At 75.5% G+C, this 20,342-nt stretch carries 22 protein-coding genes; 9 read left to right on the forward strand and 13 right to left on the reverse strand.

Features of this window, described 5'->3' with window-relative positions; translation table 11 throughout:
• Positions 1-88: 88 nt before the first annotated feature.
• Positions 89-409: a hypothetical protein gene (locus ACSU6Z_RS27800; protein WP_437049758.1), complete on the reverse strand. Its 321-nt coding sequence runs from the start codon at positions 407-409 to the stop codon at positions 89-91.
• Positions 410-466: 57 nt separating this feature from the next.
• Positions 467-1,567 carry a YihY/virulence factor BrkB family protein gene (locus ACSU6Z_RS27805; protein WP_437049760.1) on the reverse strand — a complete coding sequence of 367 codons (1,101 nt, stop codon included), beginning with the start codon at positions 1,565-1,567 and terminating at the stop codon, positions 467-469.
• Positions 1,568-1,820: 253 nt separating this feature from the next.
• Here ACSU6Z_RS27805 and ACSU6Z_RS27810 point away from each other — a divergent pair, with 253 nt between their 5' ends.
• Genes ACSU6Z_RS27810 through ACSU6Z_RS27825 form a run of 4 tightly spaced genes read left to right on the forward strand, consistent with a single transcriptional unit; the run spans position 1,821 to position 4,060 of the window.
• The gene (locus tag ACSU6Z_RS27810) at positions 1,821-2,219 is read left to right on the forward strand and encodes a hypothetical protein (protein WP_437049762.1); all 399 of its coding nucleotides are present in this window, start codon (positions 1,821-1,823) and stop codon (positions 2,217-2,219) included.
• Positions 2,216-2,992, forward strand: coding sequence for a hypothetical protein (locus tag ACSU6Z_RS27815; RefSeq protein ID WP_437049764.1), 777 nt, complete (start codon positions 2,216-2,218; stop codon positions 2,990-2,992). Before ACSU6Z_RS27810 ends, ACSU6Z_RS27815 begins: the two co-directional genes overlap by 4 nt.
• Positions 2,993-3,030: 38 nt before the next feature.
• Positions 3,031-3,648 (forward strand): roadblock/LC7 domain-containing protein, encoded by a 618-nt coding sequence (locus ACSU6Z_RS27820; RefSeq protein ID WP_437049766.1) that lies wholly within the window; start codon positions 3,031-3,033, stop codon positions 3,646-3,648.
• Between the two features lie 37 nt (positions 3,649-3,685).
• On the forward strand, positions 3,686-4,060 hold the full coding sequence (locus ACSU6Z_RS27825) for a hypothetical protein (protein ID WP_437049768.1): 375 nt from the start codon (positions 3,686-3,688) through the stop codon (positions 4,058-4,060).
• Positions 4,061-4,340: 280 nt separating this feature from the next.
• On the opposite strand, the gene ACSU6Z_RS27830 is transcribed toward ACSU6Z_RS27825, so the two are convergent.
• A complete protein-coding gene (locus ACSU6Z_RS27830; protein WP_437049769.1) occupies positions 4,341-5,705 on the reverse strand; it encodes an FAD-dependent oxidoreductase in 1,365 nt (454 codons plus the stop codon).
• Positions 5,706-6,012: 307 nt separating this feature from the next.
• Between ACSU6Z_RS27830 and ACSU6Z_RS27835 the strand changes: the two genes are divergently transcribed.
• On the forward strand, positions 6,013-7,425 hold the full coding sequence (locus ACSU6Z_RS27835; protein ID WP_437050514.1) for an MFS transporter: 1,413 nt from the start codon (positions 6,013-6,015) through the stop codon (positions 7,423-7,425).
• Between the two features lie 27 nt (positions 7,426-7,452).
• On the opposite strand, the gene ACSU6Z_RS27840 is transcribed toward ACSU6Z_RS27835, so the two are convergent.
• Positions 7,453-7,599: a hypothetical protein gene (locus ACSU6Z_RS27840; RefSeq protein ID WP_437049771.1), complete on the reverse strand. Its 147-nt coding sequence runs from the start codon at positions 7,597-7,599 to the stop codon at positions 7,453-7,455.
• A gap of 149 nt (positions 7,600-7,748) precedes the next feature.
• Between ACSU6Z_RS27840 and ACSU6Z_RS27845 the strand changes: the two genes are divergently transcribed.
• On the forward strand, positions 7,749-7,922 hold the full coding sequence (locus ACSU6Z_RS27845) for a CsbD family protein (protein WP_437049773.1): 174 nt from the start codon (positions 7,749-7,751) through the stop codon (positions 7,920-7,922).
• 148 nt (positions 7,923-8,070) lie between these two features.
• Here ACSU6Z_RS27845 and ACSU6Z_RS27850 read toward each other — a convergent pair whose 3' ends face one another.
• Both ACSU6Z_RS27850 and ACSU6Z_RS27855 read right to left on the reverse strand, forming a co-directional pair.
• Positions 8,071-10,767, reverse strand: a complete 2,697-nt coding sequence (locus ACSU6Z_RS27850) for a SpoIIE family protein phosphatase (protein ID WP_437049775.1) — start codon at positions 10,765-10,767, stop codon at positions 8,071-8,073.
• 646 nt (positions 10,768-11,413) lie between these two features.
• Positions 11,414-11,779: a hypothetical protein gene (locus tag ACSU6Z_RS27855; RefSeq protein ID WP_437049776.1), complete on the reverse strand. Its 366-nt coding sequence runs from the start codon at positions 11,777-11,779 to the stop codon at positions 11,414-11,416.
• 285 nt (positions 11,780-12,064) lie between these two features.
• Between ACSU6Z_RS27855 and ACSU6Z_RS27860 the strand changes: the two genes are divergently transcribed.
• Positions 12,065-12,493: an ATP-binding protein gene (locus ACSU6Z_RS27860; protein WP_437049778.1), complete on the forward strand. Its 429-nt coding sequence runs from the start codon at positions 12,065-12,067 to the stop codon at positions 12,491-12,493.
• Between the two features lie 44 nt (positions 12,494-12,537).
• Here the strand turns inward: ACSU6Z_RS27860 and ACSU6Z_RS27865 are convergent, their stop codons facing one another.
• Positions 12,538-12,879, reverse strand: coding sequence for an STAS domain-containing protein (locus ACSU6Z_RS27865; protein ID WP_437049779.1), 342 nt, complete (start codon positions 12,877-12,879; stop codon positions 12,538-12,540).
• 172 nt (positions 12,880-13,051) lie between these two features.
• On the opposite strand from ACSU6Z_RS27865, the gene ACSU6Z_RS27870 reads away from it, so the two are divergent.
• Positions 13,052-13,921: a restriction endonuclease gene (locus ACSU6Z_RS27870; RefSeq protein WP_437049781.1), complete on the forward strand. Its 870-nt coding sequence runs from the start codon at positions 13,052-13,054 to the stop codon at positions 13,919-13,921.
• A 66-nt stretch (positions 13,922-13,987) separates the two neighbouring features.
• Positions 13,988-14,263, forward strand: coding sequence for a hypothetical protein (locus ACSU6Z_RS27875; RefSeq protein ID WP_437049783.1), 276 nt, complete (start codon positions 13,988-13,990; stop codon positions 14,261-14,263).
• Positions 14,264-14,469: 206 nt separating this feature from the next.
• Here ACSU6Z_RS27875 and ACSU6Z_RS27880 read toward each other — a convergent pair whose 3' ends face one another.
• From ACSU6Z_RS27880 to ACSU6Z_RS27905, 6 genes are all read right to left on the reverse strand, one after another.
• On the reverse strand, positions 14,470-14,664 hold the full coding sequence (locus ACSU6Z_RS27880; protein ID WP_437049785.1) for a hypothetical protein: 195 nt from the start codon (positions 14,662-14,664) through the stop codon (positions 14,470-14,472).
• A gap of 332 nt (positions 14,665-14,996) precedes the next feature.
• Entirely contained in the window at positions 14,997-15,245 is a 249-nt protein-coding gene (locus ACSU6Z_RS27885) for a hypothetical protein (RefSeq protein WP_437049787.1), read from the reverse strand.
• 219 nt (positions 15,246-15,464) lie between these two features.
• Positions 15,465-17,372, reverse strand: a complete 1,908-nt coding sequence (locus tag ACSU6Z_RS27890) for a DUF2264 domain-containing protein (RefSeq protein ID WP_437049788.1) — start codon at positions 17,370-17,372, stop codon at positions 15,465-15,467.
• A complete protein-coding gene (locus tag ACSU6Z_RS27895) occupies positions 17,369-18,400 on the reverse strand; it encodes a hydroxyacid dehydrogenase (RefSeq protein WP_437049790.1) in 1,032 nt (343 codons plus the stop codon). The genes ACSU6Z_RS27890 and ACSU6Z_RS27895 overlap by 4 nt, the downstream gene beginning before the upstream one ends.
• A gap of 82 nt (positions 18,401-18,482) precedes the next feature.
• Positions 18,483-19,346 (reverse strand): carbohydrate ABC transporter permease, encoded by an 864-nt coding sequence (locus ACSU6Z_RS27900; RefSeq protein ID WP_437049791.1) that lies wholly within the window; start codon positions 19,344-19,346, stop codon positions 18,483-18,485.
• Complete coding sequence (locus ACSU6Z_RS27905; protein WP_437049793.1) at positions 19,343-20,332, reverse strand: carbohydrate ABC transporter permease; 990 nt, start codon at positions 20,330-20,332, stop codon at positions 19,343-19,345. Before ACSU6Z_RS27905 ends, ACSU6Z_RS27900 begins: the two co-directional genes overlap by 4 nt.
• Positions 20,333-20,342 lie beyond the last annotated feature (10 nt).

Raw genomic sequence — 20,342 nt, forward strand, 5'->3', positions numbered from 1 at the left:
GCGCCGCTGCTGCGCCGGGTCGCACGGTGGTCGTGGCGGACGCCTGCGGCGCGGCGGGACGGGGAGCGCCCCGGGACGGCCTCGGGCGCTACCCCTCCTCGTCCTCCCGGGCGGGCCCGGTCTCGTGCCCGCCGACGATACCGGTCACGCCGGACTCGTCGGGCGCCTCCTTTCCCGGCCGGGGCGTGCTGCGGCCGCCGGGCTGGCCGCCGCCGGTGGTGCCGTAGCCGCCCGGCACGCCGGGGACGCTGTCGGCGTCGGCCTGTTCGCGGCTGATGTGCCGGGTGGCGCGCACGTTGGCGCGCCGCTCCGGGTAGGGGTAGCTGAAGGGGCGGGAGCGGGCGCGCTCCTCCTCCGTCTGCTCCGTGTGCGGGTGGTCCTGCGGTTCTGGGGTCTTGCCGTCGGTCATGGCCTTCGCCTACCCACGGGGAGCCGGGGCATGTGGGGCGGGCCGTCCCGCTTCGCGTCATTCGTTCCGTTCCGCGCGGCGCCGGTCCTGGTCGTCCCAGGCGCGGGTGTCGCGGGGTTCGACGTAGGGCTCGTCGTCGGCCGGATGACCGGCGTCGATGACGCGCTGCCGGGCCAGCTCCGCGTCGAACTCCAGGCCGAAGAGGATGGCCAGGTTGGTCACCCACAGCCAGACCAGGAAGATGATGACGCCCGCCAGGGTCCCGTACGTCTTGTTGTACGAGCCGAAGTTGGCCACGTAGAACGCGAAACCGGCCGACGCGATCATCCAGACCACCAGGGCGAGCACACTGCCCGGTGTGATCCACTTGAAGCCGCGGACCCGGGCGTTCGGCGTGGCCCAGTACAAGAGCGCGATCATGAGCACGACCAGCAGGACCAGGACCGGCCACTTGGCGATCGACCACACCGTCAGAGCGGTGTCGCCGATGCCGAGGGCGGTGCCCGCCTGCCGGGCCAGGGTGCCGGTGAAGACGACGATGAGCGCGCTGGCCACGGCGAGCAGCAGCAGCGCCACGGTCAGGGCCACGCGCAGCGGCAGCACCTTCCACACGGGCCGCCCCTCGGGGACGTCGTAGACCGCGTTCGCGGAGCGGATGAAGGCGGCGACGTAGCCGGAGGCGGACCAGACGGCGGCCACCAGGCCGGCCACCGCCAGCACCGAGCCCAGACCGGCGCTGCTCTGCAGCTGCCGCACCGCGTCGGAGATGATGTCCCGCGCCGAGCCGGGCGCGAGTGTCTGCAGGTTGTCCAGGACTTCCCGGGTGGCCGACTGCCCGGCGATCCCGAGCAGCGAGACCAGTACCAGCAGGGCGGGGAAGAGCGACAGCACCCCGTAGTAGGTCAGGGCCGCGGCGCGGTCGGTGAGCTCGTCGTCCTTGAACTCGGCCACCACGCGCCGCAGCAGTGCGGACCACGAGCGTTTCGGCAGCTCCGTGGGGGAGTCCGCGGCCCGCCGCTCCGTGGCGGGCCCCGGGCCGTACGCCTCGGCCCCGTCGCGCGCTCGCTCCGCGTGCGGTTCCCGGCCGCCGGAGGGCGCGTGCGTGTCGTCCTGTCCGGGACTGTGCTTCCCGCGGTGGGGGAGATGAAGTCGGGCCATGGGGCCCGGGTAGCCCGTCCTGCCGTGTCCACGCCGGGGGAGCCCCGGCCGGGTGCCCGTCCCGCGCGTCGGAGCGGTCGGCAGCGGTCCTTGCCGAACGCATTCGGGCGGACCGGGACGGAGTCGGGCGCACTCGGACGCCCCGCCGCGCACGTTCCTTTGGAAAATGCCAAACGGCTCACCCGTGCCGAGCGCCTTCCGTAGTCTCGCTCTCACGTTCGCGGTGTGAGCCGTGCGGGGGAGGGGATCCGGCGTGTCCGGAATAGACGAGAGTCTGCTGGAGGCCATGCGGCTGCCCGGCGCACGCGGTGCGTCGCTGGTCGACTGGATCAGCGGGCTCGCCCTGGGAACGGTGGGCGAGGCCCCCGGCGGGGACGCGGAGGCGACGGCCGCCCAGGCCGCCGAACTCGCCCGCCACGCCGCGGAGAGCGGCATCCTGGCACCGGCCCACGGCGCCCCCGCGACGGACGGGGAACCGCCCGTCGAGGACCTGATCGTCACCACCGCGGACTCCTACCACCTCCTGAGGTTCGTCAGCACCCCGTTCGACAGCACGGTCTTCCTCCACCTGTGGCTGGACCGCGCCGACGGGAACCTGGCGCTCGCCCGCATCCGGCTGGCCGCACTGGCGGAGCGACTGGTGCTCGGATGACCCCGGTCCGGACCCCCCACGACACCGTCTCCGCCGCGCTCGCCGCCCTCGCGGACGGCCGCGCCACCGGCGCCCTGTCGGGCGAGCGCGGCGTCGTCCACCTCGCGGAGGGCCGCGTCGTCCACGTCGAGTCCGCCCTCACCCCCGACCTCGGGTCCCTGCTCGTCCACAGCGGAGCCCTCACCCCCGAGAACTGGTGGGACGCGGTCGGCCGGGCCGGAGCGCACCAGCGGGTGGGCCGCCGGCTCGTGGACAGCGGCCGGCTCGCCCCCGGCGCGCTGCAACTGTGCCACCTCGGCACCCTCTTCGACGCCGCCTACTTCGTCCTCGCCCACGACGGGCCCGTACGCCGCTTCCGGCCCGGCGCCGTGCACTGGCTCGGGCCCGTCCGCCCGGTCCCGGCGGACGCCGTCGTCCGCGAGTCGCGTCGCCGCCGGGCCCTGCTGGACCGCATCTGGCCCGACCCCGCCGTCGACACCGCCCCCCTCGCGCGCACGGCCGACGCCGACACCGGCCCGCTGCCCGCCCGGCGCGGCCGGATCCTGGCCCAGGTCGACGGCGTCCGCACCGCCGCCGACATCGCCGCCGCGCTCGCCTGCCGTACGTACCACACCCTCGTCGAAGTGCGCCGCCTGGCCGCCGGCGGACTGATCGTCCCCGCCCCGCGGCCCGCCGCGCCCGCCGCGCCGGTCCCCGGCCGGCCCGGCGCGGCGTGGGACGACCCGGACACGGCGCTGCTGCGGCGGCTCAAAGACGCCTTGGAGGCCCTGTGATCCGCGCGCGCCGGCAGCGTGCCGAAAGGAGACTGCTCATGGCCGTCGAGAGTGACGTCCTCGACGAACTGCACCGACTGCGCAACCGCGTCCCCGAGCTGACCGGGTCGCTCGCGGCCACCGTCGACGGGCTGGTCCTGGCCCACGACGCGCCGGACACCGAGCCCGAGGGCCTCGCCGCGCTCACCGCCGCCGCCCTCGGCGTCGCCCACCGCACGGCGGACGCCACCGCGCGCGGCGCCTTCCGGGAACTGCTGCTGCGCGGCGAACACGGTTACGTCGCCACCTACGCGGCCGGCCCGTCGGCCGTCCTCACCCTCCTCGCCGGGGACCGCGTCAACGTGGGCCGCCTGCACCTGGAGGGCCGGCGCGGCGGCGCCCGGATAGGGGAACTGGTGGCCGCCCGCCTCGCCCCGCAACGCGGCCGCCCCGGCGATCCGCCCGCACCCCCCGGCCACGTCCCCCCTGTGCCCTCCGGCCACATGTCCCCCGCGCCCCCCGCGTCCTTCGGGCACCTCCCGTCCGCGCCCGCCGACCACCTCCCCGCCACGCCCCCGGACGCCGCCCGCCCCATCGGCACCCTGCCGGTCCGCGCACCGCAGCGGCCCGTGCACGAGCCGGGCCGGCAGCCCGACGGCGACCGCCGGAGCCCCTGACCCCCCGATCCCGCAGGTACGGAAAGGAAACCCACGCATGGCCAACCTGGAGACCGCCCTCAAGGAGTGCCTGAGCTCCATCGACGGAGCCACCGCCGCCGCACTGGTCGACTACACCAGCGGCATGGCCCTCGGCACCCTCGGCGGCGGCAAGGACTTCGACCTGGAGGTCGCCGCCGCCGGCAACACCGACGTCGTCCGCGCCAAGCTGCGCACGATGGAGCACCTCGGCCTGAAGGAGGAGATCGAGGACATCCTCATCACCCTCAGCACCCAGTACCACCTGATCCGCCTCCTCAAGGGCCGCGGCGGCAACGGCCTGTTCCTGTACCTCGTCCTGGACGCGGGACGGGCCAACCTGGCGATGGCCCGCCACCAGCTGCGCCGCATCGAGGCCGAACTGGAGGTGTGAGCCGGGCACGCCCCGAGGACGCGGGCGCGGGTCCGGCGGGACGCCCCCCGCCGCCGGGCCCGCGCCCGCCCCCGCCTCCCGGCCCTCCCGCTCCCCGCCTCCCTCCCCGCCTCACTCAGTCCACCGTGAAGCAGTGGACGACGGTGTGCTCGGCCCCGCTCGGGACCGCGGCCCGGCGGGGACGGGTTCCACGAGCGACCGGGAGAACGGGCCCGCCCGGCCGCCCGCGGCATCGCGGGGCGACCGGGCGGGCCCGGCAGGGACTCGGCGGGTCAGCGGTTCACGCGCCGCTCTCCCTGAGCATGTCCTCACGCTCGACGATCTTCACGCGCTCGCGGCCCTGCGGCTCGCCCAGCGCCTTCTCCGCGGCGTCGAGGCGGTACCAGCCCTCCCAGGTGGTGAAGCGGATGTTCCGCTCGGCCAGGAAGGCGTCCACGGCCTCGGGGCCGGGGGAGACGGGCGTGTGCAGCCGCCCGTTCGCGAAGTCGTCCAGCAGGTTCGCCACCGTCTCGTTGGCGTCGCCCTTGGTGTGGCCGATCAGACCGATGGGACCGCGCCGGATCCAGCCGGTGACGTACGTGGACTGCAGGTGCTCGCCCGACTCCTGCACGACGCGTCCGCCCTTGTCCGGAACCGTGCCGGACTCCAGGTCCCACGGCAGCTTGGGCAGCTTGTCCGACAGGTAGCCGACCGCGCGGTACACCGCGGTGACGTCCCAGTCCGTGAACTTCCCCGTGCCCTTGACGTTGCCCGTGCCGTCCAGGGCGGTGCGCTCGGTGCGCAGGCCGACGACCTTGCCGTCCTCGCCGAGGATCTCGGCGGGCGACTCGAAGAAGTGCAGGAACAGCTTGTGCGGCCGGTCGCCGGCATCGCGTATGGCCCAGTTCTCCAGCGTCTTGGCGACCATGTCGGCCTGCTTGTTGCCGCGCCGGGTCGCGATCGAGCCGTCGTCGTAGTCGATGTCCTCGGGATCGACGATGACCTCGATGTTGGGGGAGTGGTCCAGCTCGCGCAGCTCCATCGGGCTGAACTTCGCCTGCGCCGGGCCGCGGCGGCCGAAGACGTGGATCTCCTTGGCCCGGTTGGCCTTCAGCCCGTCGTAGACGTTCGGCGGGATCTCCGTCGGCAGCAGCTCGTCCGCCGTCTTGGCGAGGATGCGGGCCACGTCCAGGGCGACGTTGCCCACGCCCAGCACGGCGACCTTCTCGGCCTCCAGCGGCCAGGTGCGCGGCACGTCCGGGTGGCCGTCGTACCAGGAGACGAAGTCGGCGGCGCCGTAGGAGCCCTCGAGGTCGATGCCGGGGATCGGCAGGGCCCGGTCGGCCATCGCGCCGGTGGCGAAGATCACCGCGTCGTAGAACGCGCGCAGGTCGTCCAGGCTGATGTCGGTGGGGTAGTCGACGTTGCCGAAGAGGCGGATCTGCGGCTTGTCCAGCACCTGGTGCAGGGCGGTGATGATGCCCTTGATGCGGGGGTGGTCGGGGGCGACGCCGTAACGGATCAGGCCGAACGGCGCCGGCATCCGCTCGAAGATGTCGATGGACACGCCGGGCTCGGCGGCCACCTCGGACTTGAGCAGTGCGTCGGCGGCGTAGATTCCGGCCGGGCCGGATCCGACGATGGCTACCCGCAGAGGGCGGGGCATGATCAGGTTCCCTTCGAGCGATGACAAGCGTCTCGTCGGGAAGCCTAAGTTAAGGCAAGCCTAAGTCGGTACGCGGGTCCCGTCTATGAGCTCATAAGGCAGGCTTATGGGGCCTCTCGGGAAGGGTTTGGACCACCCGTCACGGGTGACGCAGGCGTCAGGACGGTTCGATCTCGCGAGGGAGCCGGGTGTGAACGGGGACAGGGAGGCCGACGGCCACCGACGGGACCGGGGCCACGACGACGGCGGCGGCCGGCCGGACCCGAACCGGTGGAGGGCCCTTTGGGTGACACTGGCCGCCGGGTTCATGAGCCTGCTCGACGTCACCATCGTCGCCGTGGCCCTGCCGTCCATCCAGCGGGACCTGCACGCCTCGGCGGCGTCCGTGCAGTGGGTGGTCTCGGGCTACGCCCTGGCGTTCGCCCTGACGCTGGTGACGGCCGGGCGCCTCGGCGACGCCTTCGGCCGGCGCCGCCTCTTCCTCGCCGCGCTGGCGGCCTTCATGGCGTGCAGCGCCGCGGCGGGCGCCGCTCCCACCATCACGCTGCTGGTCGTGGCCCGGCTGGCCCAGGGGGTCGCCGCCGGCAGTCTCGCCCCGCAGAACTCGGCCCTGATCCAGCAGATGTTCCACGGCGCGGAACGCGCACGCGCCTTCGGGCTGTTCGGCGCGACCGTGGGCGTCTCCAGCGCGGTGGGCCCGATCACCGGGGGCCTGATCCTGGCGCTCGCCGACGGACCGCAGGGCTGGCGCTGGATCTTCTACGTCAACGTGCCCGTCGGCGCGCTCGCCCTGCTCCTCGGCAGCCGTCTGCTGCCCCGCACCGCGCCCGGGCGCCCGGGGCGCCTGGACCCCCTCGGAGTCGTCCTGCTCGGCGCCGGCATCCTGGCCCTGATGCTGCCGCTGGTGCTCGCCGAGGCCGGCGGGCCCGGCCGCCTGTGGTGGCTGTTCCCGGCCGGGGCGCTGACCCTCGCCGGGTTCGTGCGGTGGGAGCGCCGGCTCGCCGGCCGCGACGGGGCTCCGCTCCTGGACCCGCGGCTGCTCACCGACACGCCGGGCTACGCCACCGGCGCGGTCCTGGGGGCCCTGTACTTCGTCGGCTTCAGCGGGGTCTGGCTGGTCTTCGCGCTGTTCTTCCAGAACGGCCTCGGCTACTCGCCCCTGCGGTCCGGGCTGGCGGTGACGCCCTTCGCCGTCGGCTCCGCCGCCGCGGCCGCCGTGACGGGGCGGCTGGTCGGACGGCTGGGACGGCTGCTGACCGTCTGGGGACTGGCCGCCGTCATGACGGGACTGGGCGGGACGGCGCTGGTGCTGTGGCTCGCCCCCGCGGACCACGCCGTGTGGATCGCGGCCCCGCTGCTGCTCGTCGGCGGCCTCGGCAGCGGCTGCGTCGTCTCCCCGAACATCACGATGACGCTGCGGAACGTCCCGGTGCGCATGGCGGGCGCCGCGGGAGGCGCCCTGCAGACCGGGCAGCGGCTGGGCGCCGCCGTGGGGACCGCAGCCCTGCCCGGCCTGTTCCACCTCGCCCTGCGCGCCACCCACGACGACCACCGCGCCGCCGTGGCCGTCGCCGTCGGGTCCGGCGCCGCCGCCATGCTCTGCGCCCTGGCCGTCGCGGTCCTCGATCGGCGGCGGGAGGGTTCCGGCGACGGCCCGGGCCGCCCTTCGGGGCCCCTCCCCGCCCCCGCCCGCGCACACCGGGACCGGTACGGCGGCTGACCCGCCGTACCGGTCCCGGTTGCGCGCTCAGTGGCGCTTGCCGAACTTCCGCAGCACCTGCTGCGCCTGGGCGCGGCGGCGGGGGTCGGCGGCGGCCCGGCGCAGCTGCTCGGTCGTGCGGCGCCCCTGCGGGGTGCGCGTGAACTGCTTGATCCGGTCCAGCATTCCGGCCATGACGTACCTCCGGTTCGACGACGGATCCTGTTCTGCCGGTCTTGTACCCGGCAACCGGGCAATCAGCCCTGGGGCCGGGCATGTTTGCGCCCGTCCGGGCGGGCAACCCGGCCTCCCGGAACCGAGACGAACCCGCTGAGGTGAGCGCTGTGAGCGGCAACGAGAAGGCCAAGGCGAAGATGGAACAGGCCCGGGGGAAGGCCGAGGAGGCCACTGGGCGCGCGGTGGGCGACGAGGGGCTCGCGGCGAAGGGCCGCACCGAGGAGTCGAAGGGCGACGCCCGCCAGGTGAAGGAGAAGGCGAAGGACACGTTCCGGCACTGACGTGCCGTCACGGTCTACCGGCCGGCACCCGTGCCGGCCCGGCGCGAGGCCGCGGAACCCGGTGCACGGCCGTTCCGCGGCCTTCGCCGTGCCGGACGGTCCGCGCCGTGTCCGGTGGGCCCCGGCGGCCCGCGCGCCGCCGTGTCCGTCAGGGAATCGGCTGCTCCGCCCAGATGACCTTGCCCTCGGGCGTGTAGCGGGTGCCCCAGCGCTCGGCGAGCTGGGCGACGAGGAACAGTCCGCGTCCGCCCTCGTCCGTCATGGCCGCGTACCGCAGATGCGGCGAGGTGCTGCTGCTGTCGGCCACCTCGCAGATCAGTGCCCGGTCGCGCAGGACACGGACGCGGATGGGTTCCCCGCCGTACCGGATCGCGTTGGTGACCAGCTCGCTCAGCAGCAGCTCCGTCGTGAACGTCAGCTCCTCCAGCCCCCACTGCGCCAGCCGCCGGGAGACCCGGGCGCGCACCTCGCCGACGGCCGCCGGATCGGACGGCACCGCCCACTCGGCGACCCGGTCGGGGCCGAGGGCCCGGGTACGGGCCACCAGCAGGGCGATGTCGTCGCCCGGGCGGGACGGGAGCCGCGCCTCCAGGGCGGCCCGGCACGTCTCCTCGGGCGACTCGCCGGACACCGCGAGAGCACCGCGCAACCGCTCCAGCCCCTCGTCGATGTCGTGTTCCCGGTCCTCCACGAGCCCGTCGGTGTACAGCACCAGCCGGCTTCCCTCCTCCAGCTCCAGCTCGGCCGTCTCGAACGGCAGGCCGCCGAGGCCCAGCGGGGGGCCGGCGGGCAGGTCGGGGAAGTCGACCGTGCCGCCCGGCCGGACCAGCGCCGGCGGGGGATGGCCGGCCCGGGCCGTCACACAGGTCCGGGAGACCGGATCGTAGACCGCGTACAGGCAGGTCGCGCCGGTGACCGGGGCGGCGCCGTCCTCGACCGCCTCGTCCTGGTCGATACGGGCGACCAGTTCGTCCAGCAGGGTGAGCAGTTCGTCCGGCGGCAGGTCCAGCGCGGAGAAGTTGTGCACCGCCGTCCGCAGCCGGCCCATGGTGGCCGCGGCGTGCAGCCCGTGCCCGACGACGTCGCCGACCACCAGCGCGACGCGGGCCCCCGACAGCGGCAGCACGTCGAACCAGTCGCCGCCCACGCCCGCCTGCGCCGGCAGGTACCGGTAGGCGATGTCCAGCGCGTCCTGCTCGGGCAGGCTGCGCGGCAGCAGGCTGCGCTGGAGGGTCACCGCCATGCTGTGCTCGCGGGTGTAGCGGCGCGCGTTGTCGATGGAGACGGCGGCCCGGGCGACGAGCTCCTCGGCGAGGGCCAGCTCGTCCGCGTCGAACGGCTCGGGCCGCGCGGCGCGCCAGAAGCTGACCACGCCGAGGAGGAGGCTGCCGGCCCGCAGGGGCACGGTGATCAGCGAGTGGACGCCGTACTCCAGCACCCGCGCGGAGCGCTCCGGGTCCTGCGCCCGCCAGCCGAGGTCCCCGGCGAGGTCCGGTTCGAGCACCGACCGGCCGGTGCGCAGGCTGCGGCCCTGCGGGGAGGACGCCACGAAGCGGACCTGGTGCCCCACCGGGTACAGCGGGATGTCCTCGCGGGTACCGCTCAGGGCGGTACGGCGCAGCGGGGTGACTTCCTCCGGTTGGCCGCCGGCGAGGACCGCGTCGTACAGGTCCACGGTGGCGAAGTCCGCGAACCGGGGAACGACCAATTCCGCGAGCTCCTCGGCGGTACGGGTGACGTCCAGGCCGGTACCGATGCCCACACCGGCGTCGTACAGCAGGTCCAGGCGCTCCCGGGCGGTCTCGGCCCGGCCGGACAGGGCGCGCAGCTCCGTGGTGTCGCGCAGGGTCGCCACGCTGCCGGGCGGCCCGCCGCGGCTGTCGGTGGGCCGCTGGCTGACCGCCAGCAGCCGGTCCTTGACCAGGTGCACCCGGTCCGTGGCCGGGCGCCCGGAGGCCAGCAGCTCCGCCATCTCGGCGGGCAGCCCCAGGTCGCGCACGTGCCGCCCCTCCGCGTCGCCGGGCAGGCCGAGCAGGCGGTGCGCCTCGTCGTTGGCGAGCAGCAGCGCGCCCTGGCCGCCGACGATCAGCACACCCTCGCGGACGGCGTGCAGGACGGCGTCGTGGTGCTCGTACATCCGGGTCATCTCGTGCGGGCCCAGGCCGTGCGTCTGGCGCAGCAGCCGCCTGCCCACCAGGGCCGTGCCGGCCGTCGCCAGGACCAGTGCCACACCCGCGGCGGACAGCAGCAGCGGCAGCTGCCGGTCGGCGGCACCGCCCACATGATCCTTGGTGATGCCGGCCGACACCAGGCCCACGACCGAGCCGTCCGCCGCCTCGACCGGCACCACGGCCTGCACCAGCGGTCCCAGCGACCCCTCGATCTCCTCCGTCACGGTCCGCCCGGCCAGCGCGGAGGCGATCGTCCCGGCGAACCGCTCCCCGATGCGGTCCGGCTCGGGATGGGTGTAGCGCACCCCGCCGGTGTTCATGACGGTGACGAAGTCGACCCCGGTCGCCCTGCGGGCCGCCTCCGCCCGCGGCTGCAGCAGGGCCGTGGGGTCGGGACTGCGCAGCGCCTCCCGCACGCCCGGCCCCTCGGCGAACGCCGCGGCCACGGCGACCGACCGGTTGCGGGCCTCGACGGTGCTGTCGTGACGGACCTGGAGCACCAGGGCGGCCACGGCGGCCACCACCAGCAGCAGCACGATGACGATGTGCAGGACGAACACCTGCCCGGCGACGGTGCGCCCTCGCCGAAACCGGCCCTCGCCCCGCCGCCGGCCGAGCGGACCGCCGGGACGCCGACCCGGCCGGGCTCCCGACCGGCCCGTCAGCCGGACCATGTGCCCGTGTCCACGAGGCCGGGCAGCGGGGGGCGGGGCAGGTCCGCCCGGGCGCCGGGACGCCCCCGCGCCGCACGGTGGGGCGCGGGCGGGGCCGCTCCGGCCGTGGGGAAGCGGCGAGTCCGTGCGGACGTCCCCGTGAGGGCGCGCGGGATGCCTCCCGGGCGGGTCACGGCCGGCCGCCTCGCGGTGCGGCGGCGCACCGTCCCGGCCGGATCGGGCGGCACCTCCGCCACGCCCCGCCAGAGGGCGCCGGCGACGGGGGAGGGGCGGTCGGCGTGCGGTCGCCGCCGGACGCGGGACGATGCCCCGGGCAGTCCCGCCGGCACGGGCAGGAGCGGCGCGCCGGGTCCACGGGACCACGGTCGGGCCCCGCCCGCGTGGCCGCCCGCCTCCGCCGGGGCGTCGACCGGCGGCGTCACCGGCCGCCCGGCTTCCCGGTGTGCGCCCTCGGTGCCTGACGTCATCGGCCCACCTCGTCCGTGCCCCGTCACGCGGTGACACAGCAAGGATGCGCCACCGGAACCCGGCACGCACCCGGGCGGCGACCCGCCCCCGCGGCGGGCCCGGGGCCCCGACGGCCTTCGGCCGGCCGCTCGTCCCGTGCCCGCCCCGCGCCGGTGGTGTGACGGGGCGGGCACCCGGGTCAGGTCCCGGAGACCTCCGGCCGGGGCGGGGCGGGCGCGAGGGCAGGGGCGTCGGTGTCGAGATCACGGTGGCAGCCGCGCAGCTCGTACCGTGCGCGCAGCACGGCGGCGGCCTCCTCGCGGGGCACCGACGTCAGGCCGAAGTGCTGGTGGGCGCAGGCCAGTACGTCGTCGACGGTGACCCGGCCGCGCGGCGGCCGCTCACCGGTGTGCTCGCCGACGGCCTCCCCCCGCTCCGCCAGGGCGCGGCGCCGCGCCCTGATCGCGATGTCGGCCGCCACCCCGAGCTGCGCCCGGAAGTGACGTGCGCGGCGTGCCGCGGCCTCCTGCGCGGCACGGCCCCTGCGGCGGATCAGACGTCCCATCGCTGCCCCCTCCTCGTCTCCGGCCGCCGTACCGGGCGGCAGCCCCTGTGAATGAAGTCGTGTCAGGTCCGCTTACCCGTCGAAACGATGTTCAGACGTCGCTGGTCGCGGCCCGGTCGCCCCCGCGGACGCGGGGTACCAGAACCCGGCGCATCATGGCCAAAACGCTGCGGGACCAGCGGAACTTCGCACAAAACAATGGGGGGTGCGGGTCGGCTGCGTATCGTGAGGGACCAGGGTCCTTGCTTCCAAGAACGGGCCCAGGACCGGACGGTGAGGCTCCGCATGACTCCGGCGCGCAGGTCTGATGCCGTTGACCGTTCCGCGCTGTCCACGGTGGTGGACTTCGACGGCGGTACGGAGGTGATCCCTGCCGCCCGGGACCTGGTCCGGGACTTCGTCGTCCGGCTCGGTGAGGCGGGAGTGGAGACGACCGGCACCTTCCTGGACGCGGCGCGGCTGGTGACCAGCGAACTGGTGACGAACGCCCTGCGGCACGCGCCGGGGCCGTGCCGGCTGCGGTTGTCCGTGGTGGACGGCAGCGTCGAGATCGCGGTGTCGGACACCGGCGACGGGTTTCCGACGTTCCTGCCGCCCGACCCCCGGCGGGTCGGGCGGCACGGGCTGGAGATCGTGACGCGACTGTGCGACCAGGTGATCACCAAGCCCGACGCCACGGGCAAGACCGTCTACGCGCGGCTGCCCCTCGCGTGAGGCCGCGCCGCCCCGGGTCCGCGGGGCGGCGCGGCCGGCGGGTGTCAGGCGGCCAGGGCCGCCTCCACCGTCGGGTAGCTCGGGATGAGGGCGTCCACCCCGACGAGCCGCAGGACGCGTCGCACGGCCTGCTGCGGCGCGGCGAGACGGAGCCAGACGCCGCCGGCCTCGGCGGCCTGGTGCGCGATGATCAGCGCGTTGATGCCGCTGGAGTCCATGAAGGCCACACCGCCCAGGTCGACGACCGCGCCCCGCCCCGTTCCCAGGCAGGACAGCAGCACGTCGCGGAACCGGACGCTGCCGTCGAGGTCGACCTCTCCCGCGACGGTCACGAGACAGGCGCCGTCGTCCGTGGTGGTGCGGTTGATCAGCAGCCGTTCGGGCATCGCCGTTTCCTCGGTGTCCGCCACACTTCCTCACTTCCGCTCTCCGTCTCCGGACGTGGTCGGTGACCATGATGGCAGGGCTCCGCGCAGGCGCGGAGGGCGATGAAGCGTCCGGTCCCGGGGCAGACGGCGGGAGTGATCTCCGCAGCGATCCGAGGAGGCAATCGCCATCATGGCCAGCCCTGCCCGCCGTATACGAACCGACCAGCGCCGACACCCGTTCGACCTGCGCAGGACCGCCGTGTTCTTCGGCCTGCTCGCCGCCCTCGTGATCATTGCCGGGTTCGCGGCCCGCACGGCGGCCGACCTCGTCGAACGGCGCCCGGTCTGGGCGTCGGTGCTGGTCCTGGCCGGCGGCGCGGGCGCCCTGTCCCTGTGGCGCCGCCGTCGCCGCCTCTCCGTGTCCCGTGCCGCGCGCCGGGCCGGAGCCGCGCTGGACGAGGCGGCGCGGACGGCGGTCGACGCCTGGGACGACACCCCCTTCCGCCCCGGCGGGGAACCGGGCGTGCCGGGGGCGGCCGCGGACCGGCGGACGGCCGGGGCCGCCGTCGTCCGGGACACCGCCGCGGCCGGGGCGCCCGCCGGTACCGGCCACCTCGCCCCGGCCCCGGACGAGTACGACGTCCTGGGCCCGGACGAGTACGACACCCTGGGCCCGGACGAGTTCGAGCACGCGGTGGCCGCGCTCTGCGTGCGCGACGGGTGCCGCGAGGCCGAGGTGGTCGGCGGAGCCGGTGACCTCGGCGCCGACGTCCTGGCCGTGGCCCCCGACGGACGTCGCGTCGTCATCCAGTGCAAGCGCTACGGGGACGGCACCACGGTCGGTTCCCAGGACGTCCAGCGCTTCGGCGGCACCTGCTTCGCCGTGCACCGGGCCGATGTCGCGGCCGTCGTCACCACCAGCGGCTTCACCGCGCCCGCGCTCGACTACGCCGAGCGGTGCGGGATCGTGTGCCTGGACGGGCGGGGCCTGCGGGCGTGGCGGGACGGCACGGGGCCGCGGCCGTGGGAGGTGCGCGGCGCCGACGACCGCGCGTGCTGACGGCGCGCTCCGGCGAAACGGTTTTCGGCGCGCGCGATGACGCTCCGCTGACTAGGGTCTCCTGGTGTGGCTAGCACTTTCGAAGAGCTCGTGGCGAAACGGCGCGCGGCCGACCAGGCACACCAGCGGGTCGAGGAACTGCGCCACTCGTACGGGGCGCCCACGCAGAGCCGGTGGAACCCGCAGCAGTCCGACATCTACGAGACCGCCGTGCGGGCCTGGCGCGACCTGGACCGCGACGCACAGGCCGCGGTGACCGGCTACGCGAGGGAGCAGGGCCAGGCGCGGGACATGGTGGAGGAGGAGGTCCGCCGGGCCGCCCAGGGCGCCGAGCCGTCCTGACGGCCGGGGAGCGCCCCACCCGGGCGGCCGGTGGTCCCGCCGGTTCCCCCTCCGATCGCGCCCCCGCCCGGCCTTCGCGGCCCCCGGACCGCGCCCCGTCCCGGCGCCGGGCACCGGTGCCGCTCGCGGCGTTCGGCGGCACCTCCGTCGTGGGCGGGCCCGCCCCCGGCCGGTGGAGGTGCCGCGCCGTGGGGCGGGCGGCCCGCTCAGTCGTCCGAGCTGCCGCCGCTCCGGTAACCACCGCCCGAGCGGCCCGCCACGCGCACCAGTTCCCCGGCCGTCAGGGTCACCGCCGCCACCGCGCGTACCCAGCGCGGGCCGCCCCGCACCGCCCACACCACGCAGACGCACCCGGCGACGACGAGTGCGAGGACGCCGGACACGACGAGTATCCCGGTCATGGTGAACCCCCCTTTGCGAAACGGTCCGCGTCATCGTCGCATCCCGGTCCGCTCCGGTTCCGGCGGCGGCGCGCGTGACTTGGCCGGTTCCGCGACGGACGGCGCCTCGGGGCCCGGCTCGCCGGGAAGTCCCGTGCTGCCGGACCCCGCCTGCGGCGGCGGGGTCCGGCAGCCCCGCGAGCCCGCCTCGCCCACACGCCCCGCTCCTCGGGCCGCGCCGCCTGCCGGGGCCGTCCCGCGGGGCATGCGGGCAAGCGGGTACCCGCGCTCGTGCGGAACCGCGGGGGCGGGTGCGGGAGGCCGGTGGGGCCGTCCCGCCGGCCACGGCACGGTCAGACGACCGGCCGCCCGTGGTGGCGCCCGCCCTGGCAGCGCGTGACGACGGAGCCCGTCCCCGCGACGTCCAGTTCGACGACGACGGTGCCGCCGCCCTGGAGGCACTGGGGCACCGTGACACCGCCCGGCGCGCGAACGGCGACCCGCCCCGCGGAACCGGGTGACCCCGGCGCGGCCGCCACCGCGGGGGCGGCCGGCACCGACGCGGCCAGGACCGCGAGCAGCACGCACGACAGCTTGTCCATGGAGACTCCTTCCCACCGGGTCCGTACCAGCGTCACCGGCCCCGGCCCCGGCTGCGACCGGACACGGGCGCCCGGGGGACCCGCGGCGCCCCCACCCGCCGGGCAACCGCCCGCCGCCACCGCACCCGAGCGGACCCGGCGGCTGCGCGCGGGCCGGGAGGAGCCGGTCCGCGCCCCGCCGCGCGACGGCTTCCGGCCCCCCCCGTTCCCTCCCTCCCCCTACGTCCCCTCCAGGCCGGTCCCGTGCGTCACCCGCACCGGATCGAAGCGGATCCGGGTCCGCACACCGCCCTCGGCCCAGACGGCCACCACCTCCGCGTCACCGGCCACGACCTCGGTGACGGCGTCCGCCAGCGGCCCGGGGCCCGGCGCGGCGGCGAGGGCGGCCAGACAGACGTGCACCGAGGTACCGCCCGCCGCGCCGGTCAGCCGGGGCATCCGCGCCCAGCGGGTGTACGCCGTTCCCTGGGGCGCGCGGATCCGCTCGGGCGCCCCCTCCCAGCCGTGCAGCCCGTGCAGCGCCGACACCAGCGGCTCGTCCGGGCCCGTGGCCCACCCGGTGTGCTCCACCCGCGCCCCGGCGGGCGCCCCGGTCACCCGGTGCACCCGCAACTCGTACACGCCGTGCGCCACCGTCACGCTCTCCACCCGCAGCCCCGGCACCATCGGGGGACCGGAGGCGAAGACGGGCCGGTGCCAGGAGGCCGCCCAGCCCCAGCCGTCGCCGTGCCCCGCGCCCAGGGGACGGACGCGGCGCCGCACACTGGAGTGGCCGCCGACCCGCACCGACAGGTGGTTGTCGGCGGCGTTGCCGGGCGCGGTCGGGCCGGTCCGCGTCGAGTACGCCTGGCGGCCGTAGTGCGGGTCGTCCTCGGCGGCCGCCTCGCCCTCGTGCGGCCGGACGTGGTCGCTGCCGTGGTTGTGCAGCCGTACGATCCCGTCCCCGCGCGTCGCCTGGAGCAGCAGCCCCGGGGCCGGGAGGGCGAGGACCCGGTCGGCCTCCTCCACCGGCGCGGGCTCCTCGGTGGCCGTCCACAGCGGGTGGCCGCCGGGTGCGAGCAGCGCCAGGAACGCCTTCGACGCCCAGTACGGGGACGCCGGACCGGAGTAGGGCTGCAAGGTGGCCTCGTGCGGCCCGTGCCAGCCCAGGCTCAGCAGCCCGTCGGCGGTCAGCGCGCCGCGGTCCAGGAAGTGGCGCAGGCTGCCGCTGGCCAGCCGCCGGGAGGCCCCCGGCGTCAGCGGCGTGTGCCCGGTCAGCGCGCCGAGGCTCACGGCGGCCGAGGCGGCGAACCGGTACGTCAGCGACCGGCCGAAGTGCAGCGGCGCCCCGTCCGCGCCGAACATCAGCGCGTAGCCCTCCAGGTGGGCGCGCAGCCGGCCCCCGTACAGGGCGGCCGCCTCACCGTCGCCGGCGAGGTGGGCGTCGAGCACCGGGTACAGGTGCAGGGCCCAGCCGTTGTAGTGGTCGAAGGCGCGCCCGTCCCCGTCGGCGTACCAGCCCCCGCCCCGGTACCAGCCCTCCAGCAGCTCCAGCGCCCGCCGGCGGGCCGCCGCCGTGTCCGCGTCCCCGCGGCCCACCGACTCCAGGAACCCGGCGACCGTGTACGGGAACAGGTACCAGTTGTTCGGGGCGGGCGTGTGCCGCAGCGCGCCGCGCAGCCACTGCTCCACCCGGTCCCGCACGTCCTCGTCGAGGTGCTCCCACAGCCAGGGGGCGGTCAGCCGCAGCCCCAGCGCGACCGACGCCGACTCCACCATCGGCTGGCCCTGCACGTCGTGGTCGAGGATCAGCGGCCAGGACTCGGCGTCCTCGCGCCCCGGGGAGCGGGTGCCCGCGGCCAGGCCCCGCGCGTACCGGTCCAGCCAGCCGTGCGGATCGTCGCCGCCGGCGCCCGCCACCCGGAAGGCGGCGGCGAGGAAGGTCCGCGCGAAGCCCTCCAACCCGTCGGAGCGCACCCCCGAACGCGAGGGCCGTCCGGGCAGGTCCAGCAGGGCGCCGCCGGGGGTGCTCCAGCGCCACGCCGCCGCCAGCAGCCCGTCGGCCACCGCCTCCCAGTGGGCCCGGGTGTAACCGGTGTACGGGCTCCTCGCCCGGTCGGCGGCGGGCAGGTCGAAGGAGATGCTCATGCCAGGAAGGCCAGCCTTTCGCGTCGTACGGGATGGAGGAAACCGGCCCCCGAGGCCCAGCGGGCGGTCTCGGCCAGGGCGTGCTCGGCCAGGCGGCGCCACTCGTTGCCCTCCGAACCGGCGAGATGAGGGGTGATCAGCACGTTCCCGCACTCCCACAGGGGGTGGTCCCCGGGCAGCACCTCGGGGTCGGTGACGTCGAGGACCGCCCGGATCCGGCCCGCCAGGACGGCGTCGGTGAGCGCGTCCTGGTCGACGACCGCGCCGCGCGAGGTGTTGATGAGCACGGCGTCCGGCCGCATCGACTCGATCAGGGCGCGGCTGACCAGGCCGCGGGTGGCGGGCAGCAGCGGCGTGTGCACGCTGACGGTGTCGCAGCGTGCGAACAGCTCCGCCAGCCCGGCCCGCCGGACACCGAGCGCGGCCACGTCCGCGTCGGTGACGTACGGATCGTGCAGCAGCACCTCGACGTCGTGCGGGCGCAGCAGCTCCACGACCCGGCGGCCGATGAGCGACGCCGACAGGATGCCGACCGTGCGGCGGTGGTTGCCGACGGTGCGCGGGGTGCGCAGCCAGTTCCCGCGCCGGCGGACCGCCCGGTAATCACGGGCCCGCTCCCACACCCGCTTGCCGGTGAGCAGGATCATGCCGAGCGTGTACTCCGCCACCGGCACGGCGTTGGCCGCGGCGGCGGAGGACACCTCGATGCCGCGCTCCCAGCAGGCGTCGGTGACGTGCCCGCGGACACTGCCCGCGGTGTGCACGACGGCCCGCAGCCGCGGCGCCGCCCGCAGGACACCGGCGTCCAGGGGCGGACAGCCCCAGCCGGTGATCAGCAGGTCGGCGTCGGCCAGCAGCGACCGGGCCCGCGGTGTGGCCAGGTCGTCCAGTACCGGGAGCGGGGCAAGGTCGCACAGCGCGCGGAACGCGGCGAGCGTCTCGGGGTCCAGGACGGCCTCGGCGGCGTCCCGCGACATCGCCACGGCGGCGCGGGGACGGAAGCCGGGGCCCGGCGTCGACACGGTCATGTGGGGGATCGGACTCCTCGCTCGGGGACGGGGCGGGCGGAGCGGGCGCGCCGCCGCCCTCCGGCACGCCCGGCCGCCGCGGTCACTTGACGGCTCCGGCCGTCAGGCCGCTGCGCCAGAAGCGCTGGAGCAGGACGAAGGCGGCGACGAGCGGCAGGACGGCGAGCAGCGAACCCATGATGACCACGGGGTAGTACTCCGGTGACACGGTCGCGGCGCTGTTCCACGCGTACAGCCCGAGGCTGACCGGGTACAGGTCCTGGTCGGACAGCATCACCATGGGCAGGAAGAAGTTGTTCCAGATGGCGGTGAGCTGGAAGAGGAAGACGGTGACCAGCCCGGGGCCGAGCATCCGCAGCGCCACCCGGACGTACGCGGTCAGCTCCCCGGCGCCGTCCATGCGGGCCGCCTCCAGCACCTCGTCGGGGACGTAGCCCCGGCTGAAGACCCGCCCGAGGTAGACCCCGAACGGGTTGAACAGGACCGGGACGAACACCGCCCAGAAGGTGTTGACCAGGCCCGCCTCGGAGGCCATCAGGTACAGCGGCAGCGCCAGGACGGTCTGCGGGACCATCACCGCCGCCAGCACCAGCCCGAACAGCTTCTCCTTGTGCCGGAAGCGGTACTTGTCGAAGGCGTAGCCGCAGGCCACGCTCACCAGGGCGCCGACCGCCGCGCCGAGCACGGCGTACAGCAGGCTGTTGGCGTACCAGCGCCCGTACAGGCCGCCGTCCATGGCGAACAGGTCGCGCAGGTTCCGCGTGAACGAGAAGCCGTCCGACGACAGCAGATCGCTGCGGAACAGTGCGTCCCGGTCCTTGGCCGAGGCGAGCGCCAGCCACAGCACGGGCAGCAGCGTGTACAGGACGGAGACGGCGACGACGGCGTTGACGGTGGCACGGCCCAGCAGCCGGGGCCGCAGGGCGGCGCTGCCGCTGGTGCTCATCGGGCCTCCTCGGGGGTGCCGGCGCGGGCGGCCAGGCGGGTGACGCCGTAGGACAGGGCGATGGTGCACACCAGCAGGACCACCGAGGAGGCCGCCGCCAGGCTGTAGTTGTTGCGGTTGAACGCCGCGTCGTAGATGTACATGCTCGGCGAGAAACGAGAGCTGATCATGGGGGAGGACTGGCTGAGCAGCATCGGCTCGGTGAACAGCTGCAACGCCCAGATCATGGTGAACACCACGACCATGACGATCGAGGACCGCACCATCGGCGTCTTGACCCGCAGCGCGGTGCGCACCGGCCCGGCGCCGTCGACGACGGCCGCCTCGATCACCTCGCGGGGCACGGCCCGCAGGGCGGCGTAGAAGACCACCATGTTGTAGCCGAGGTTGCTCCACAGGGCGATGTTCACGATGGAGGGGAGCACCGTGTGCACGCCGAGGAAGTCGATCGTGATGTCGGCTCGGGCGAACAGGTCGATGACGGGGCTGATCCCCGGGGTGTACAGGTACAGCCAGATCAGCGCGGCGATGATGCCGGGCACGGCGTGCGGCAGGAACAGCCCGAGCTGCGCGAAGGCCCGCAGCCGCACCACGCCCGAGTCCAGCAGCAGGGCCAGGGCGAGCGCGCCGGTGACCATCAGCGGAATGTAGATCACGCAGTAGAGGGCGACGGTGCCCAGACCGCCGAGGAACGTCGGGTCGGTCAGGACCGCCGCGTAGCCGCGCAGGCCGACGAAGACGGTCCGCTCGGGGCCGAAACCGAGGCCCGGCTGGTCGTCGCTGTAGAAGCTGAGGTGGACCGCGGTCCCGACGGGGACCAGGAACACGGTCACGAGCAGGGCGAAGAACGGCGCCATCAGCACGCCGCACGCAATCGCCTGACGCCGCCTCGCCGTCCGGCGGGCACGCGGGCCGGCGGCGGCCGGGGCGCCGGCGCGCGCTGCGGCGGCCCGCACCGGCCGGGGTTGCGGAGTGGTCGCGGTCATGGGTGTCACC

The sequence above is a fragment of the Streptomyces sp. enrichment culture genome (assembly GCF_964273145.1).
Taxonomy (GTDB): Bacteria; Actinomycetota; Actinomycetes; order Streptomycetales; family Streptomycetaceae; genus Streptomyces.

Bases quoted from the DNA above. Each gene is read 5' to 3' on its own strand.
- ACSU6Z_RS27800 (WP_437049758.1), bottom strand. From the start codon at position 409: ATGACCGACGGCAAGACCCCAGAACCGCAGGACCACCCGCACACGGAG.
- ACSU6Z_RS27805 (WP_437049760.1), bottom strand. From the start codon at position 1,567: ATGGCCCGACTTCATCTCCCCCACCGCGGGAAGCACAGTCCCGGACAG.
- ACSU6Z_RS27815 (WP_437049764.1), top strand. From the start codon at position 2,216: ATGACCCCGGTCCGGACCCCCCACGACACCGTCTCCGCCGCGCTCGCC.
- ACSU6Z_RS27820 (WP_437049766.1), top strand. From the start codon at position 3,031: ATGGCCGTCGAGAGTGACGTCCTCGACGAACTGCACCGACTGCGCAAC.
- ACSU6Z_RS27825 (WP_437049768.1), top strand. From the start codon at position 3,686: ATGGCCAACCTGGAGACCGCCCTCAAGGAGTGCCTGAGCTCCATCGAC.
- ACSU6Z_RS27830 (WP_437049769.1), bottom strand. From the start codon at position 5,705: ATGCCCCGCCCTCTGCGGGTAGCCATCGTCGGATCCGGCCCGGCCGGA.
- ACSU6Z_RS27835 (WP_437050514.1), top strand. From the start codon at position 6,013: ATGAGCCTGCTCGACGTCACCATCGTCGCCGTGGCCCTGCCGTCCATC.
- ACSU6Z_RS27840 (WP_437049771.1), bottom strand. From the start codon at position 7,599: ATGGCCGGAATGCTGGACCGGATCAAGCAGTTCACGCGCACCCCGCAG.
- ACSU6Z_RS27850 (WP_437049775.1), bottom strand. From the start codon at position 10,767: ATGGTCCGGCTGACGGGCCGGTCGGGAGCCCGGCCGGGTCGGCGTCCC.
- ACSU6Z_RS27855 (WP_437049776.1), bottom strand. From the start codon at position 11,779: ATGGGACGTCTGATCCGCCGCAGGGGCCGTGCCGCGCAGGAGGCCGCG.
- ACSU6Z_RS27860 (WP_437049778.1), top strand. From the start codon at position 12,065: ATGACTCCGGCGCGCAGGTCTGATGCCGTTGACCGTTCCGCGCTGTCC.
- ACSU6Z_RS27865 (WP_437049779.1), bottom strand. From the start codon at position 12,879: ATGCCCGAACGGCTGCTGATCAACCGCACCACCACGGACGACGGCGCC.
- ACSU6Z_RS27870 (WP_437049781.1), top strand. From the start codon at position 13,052: ATGGCCAGCCCTGCCCGCCGTATACGAACCGACCAGCGCCGACACCCG.
- ACSU6Z_RS27880 (WP_437049785.1), bottom strand. From the start codon at position 14,664: ATGACCGGGATACTCGTCGTGTCCGGCGTCCTCGCACTCGTCGTCGCC.
- ACSU6Z_RS27885 (WP_437049787.1), bottom strand. From the start codon at position 15,245: ATGGACAAGCTGTCGTGCGTGCTGCTCGCGGTCCTGGCCGCGTCGGTG.
- ACSU6Z_RS27890 (WP_437049788.1), bottom strand. From the start codon at position 17,372: ATGAGCATCTCCTTCGACCTGCCCGCCGCCGACCGGGCGAGGAGCCCG.
- ACSU6Z_RS27895 (WP_437049790.1), bottom strand. From the start codon at position 18,400: ATGACCGTGTCGACGCCGGGCCCCGGCTTCCGTCCCCGCGCCGCCGTG.
- ACSU6Z_RS27900 (WP_437049791.1), bottom strand. From the start codon at position 19,346: ATGAGCACCAGCGGCAGCGCCGCCCTGCGGCCCCGGCTGCTGGGCCGT.
- ACSU6Z_RS27905 (WP_437049793.1), bottom strand. From the start codon at position 20,332: ATGACCGCGACCACTCCGCAACCCCGGCCGGTGCGGGCCGCCGCAGCG.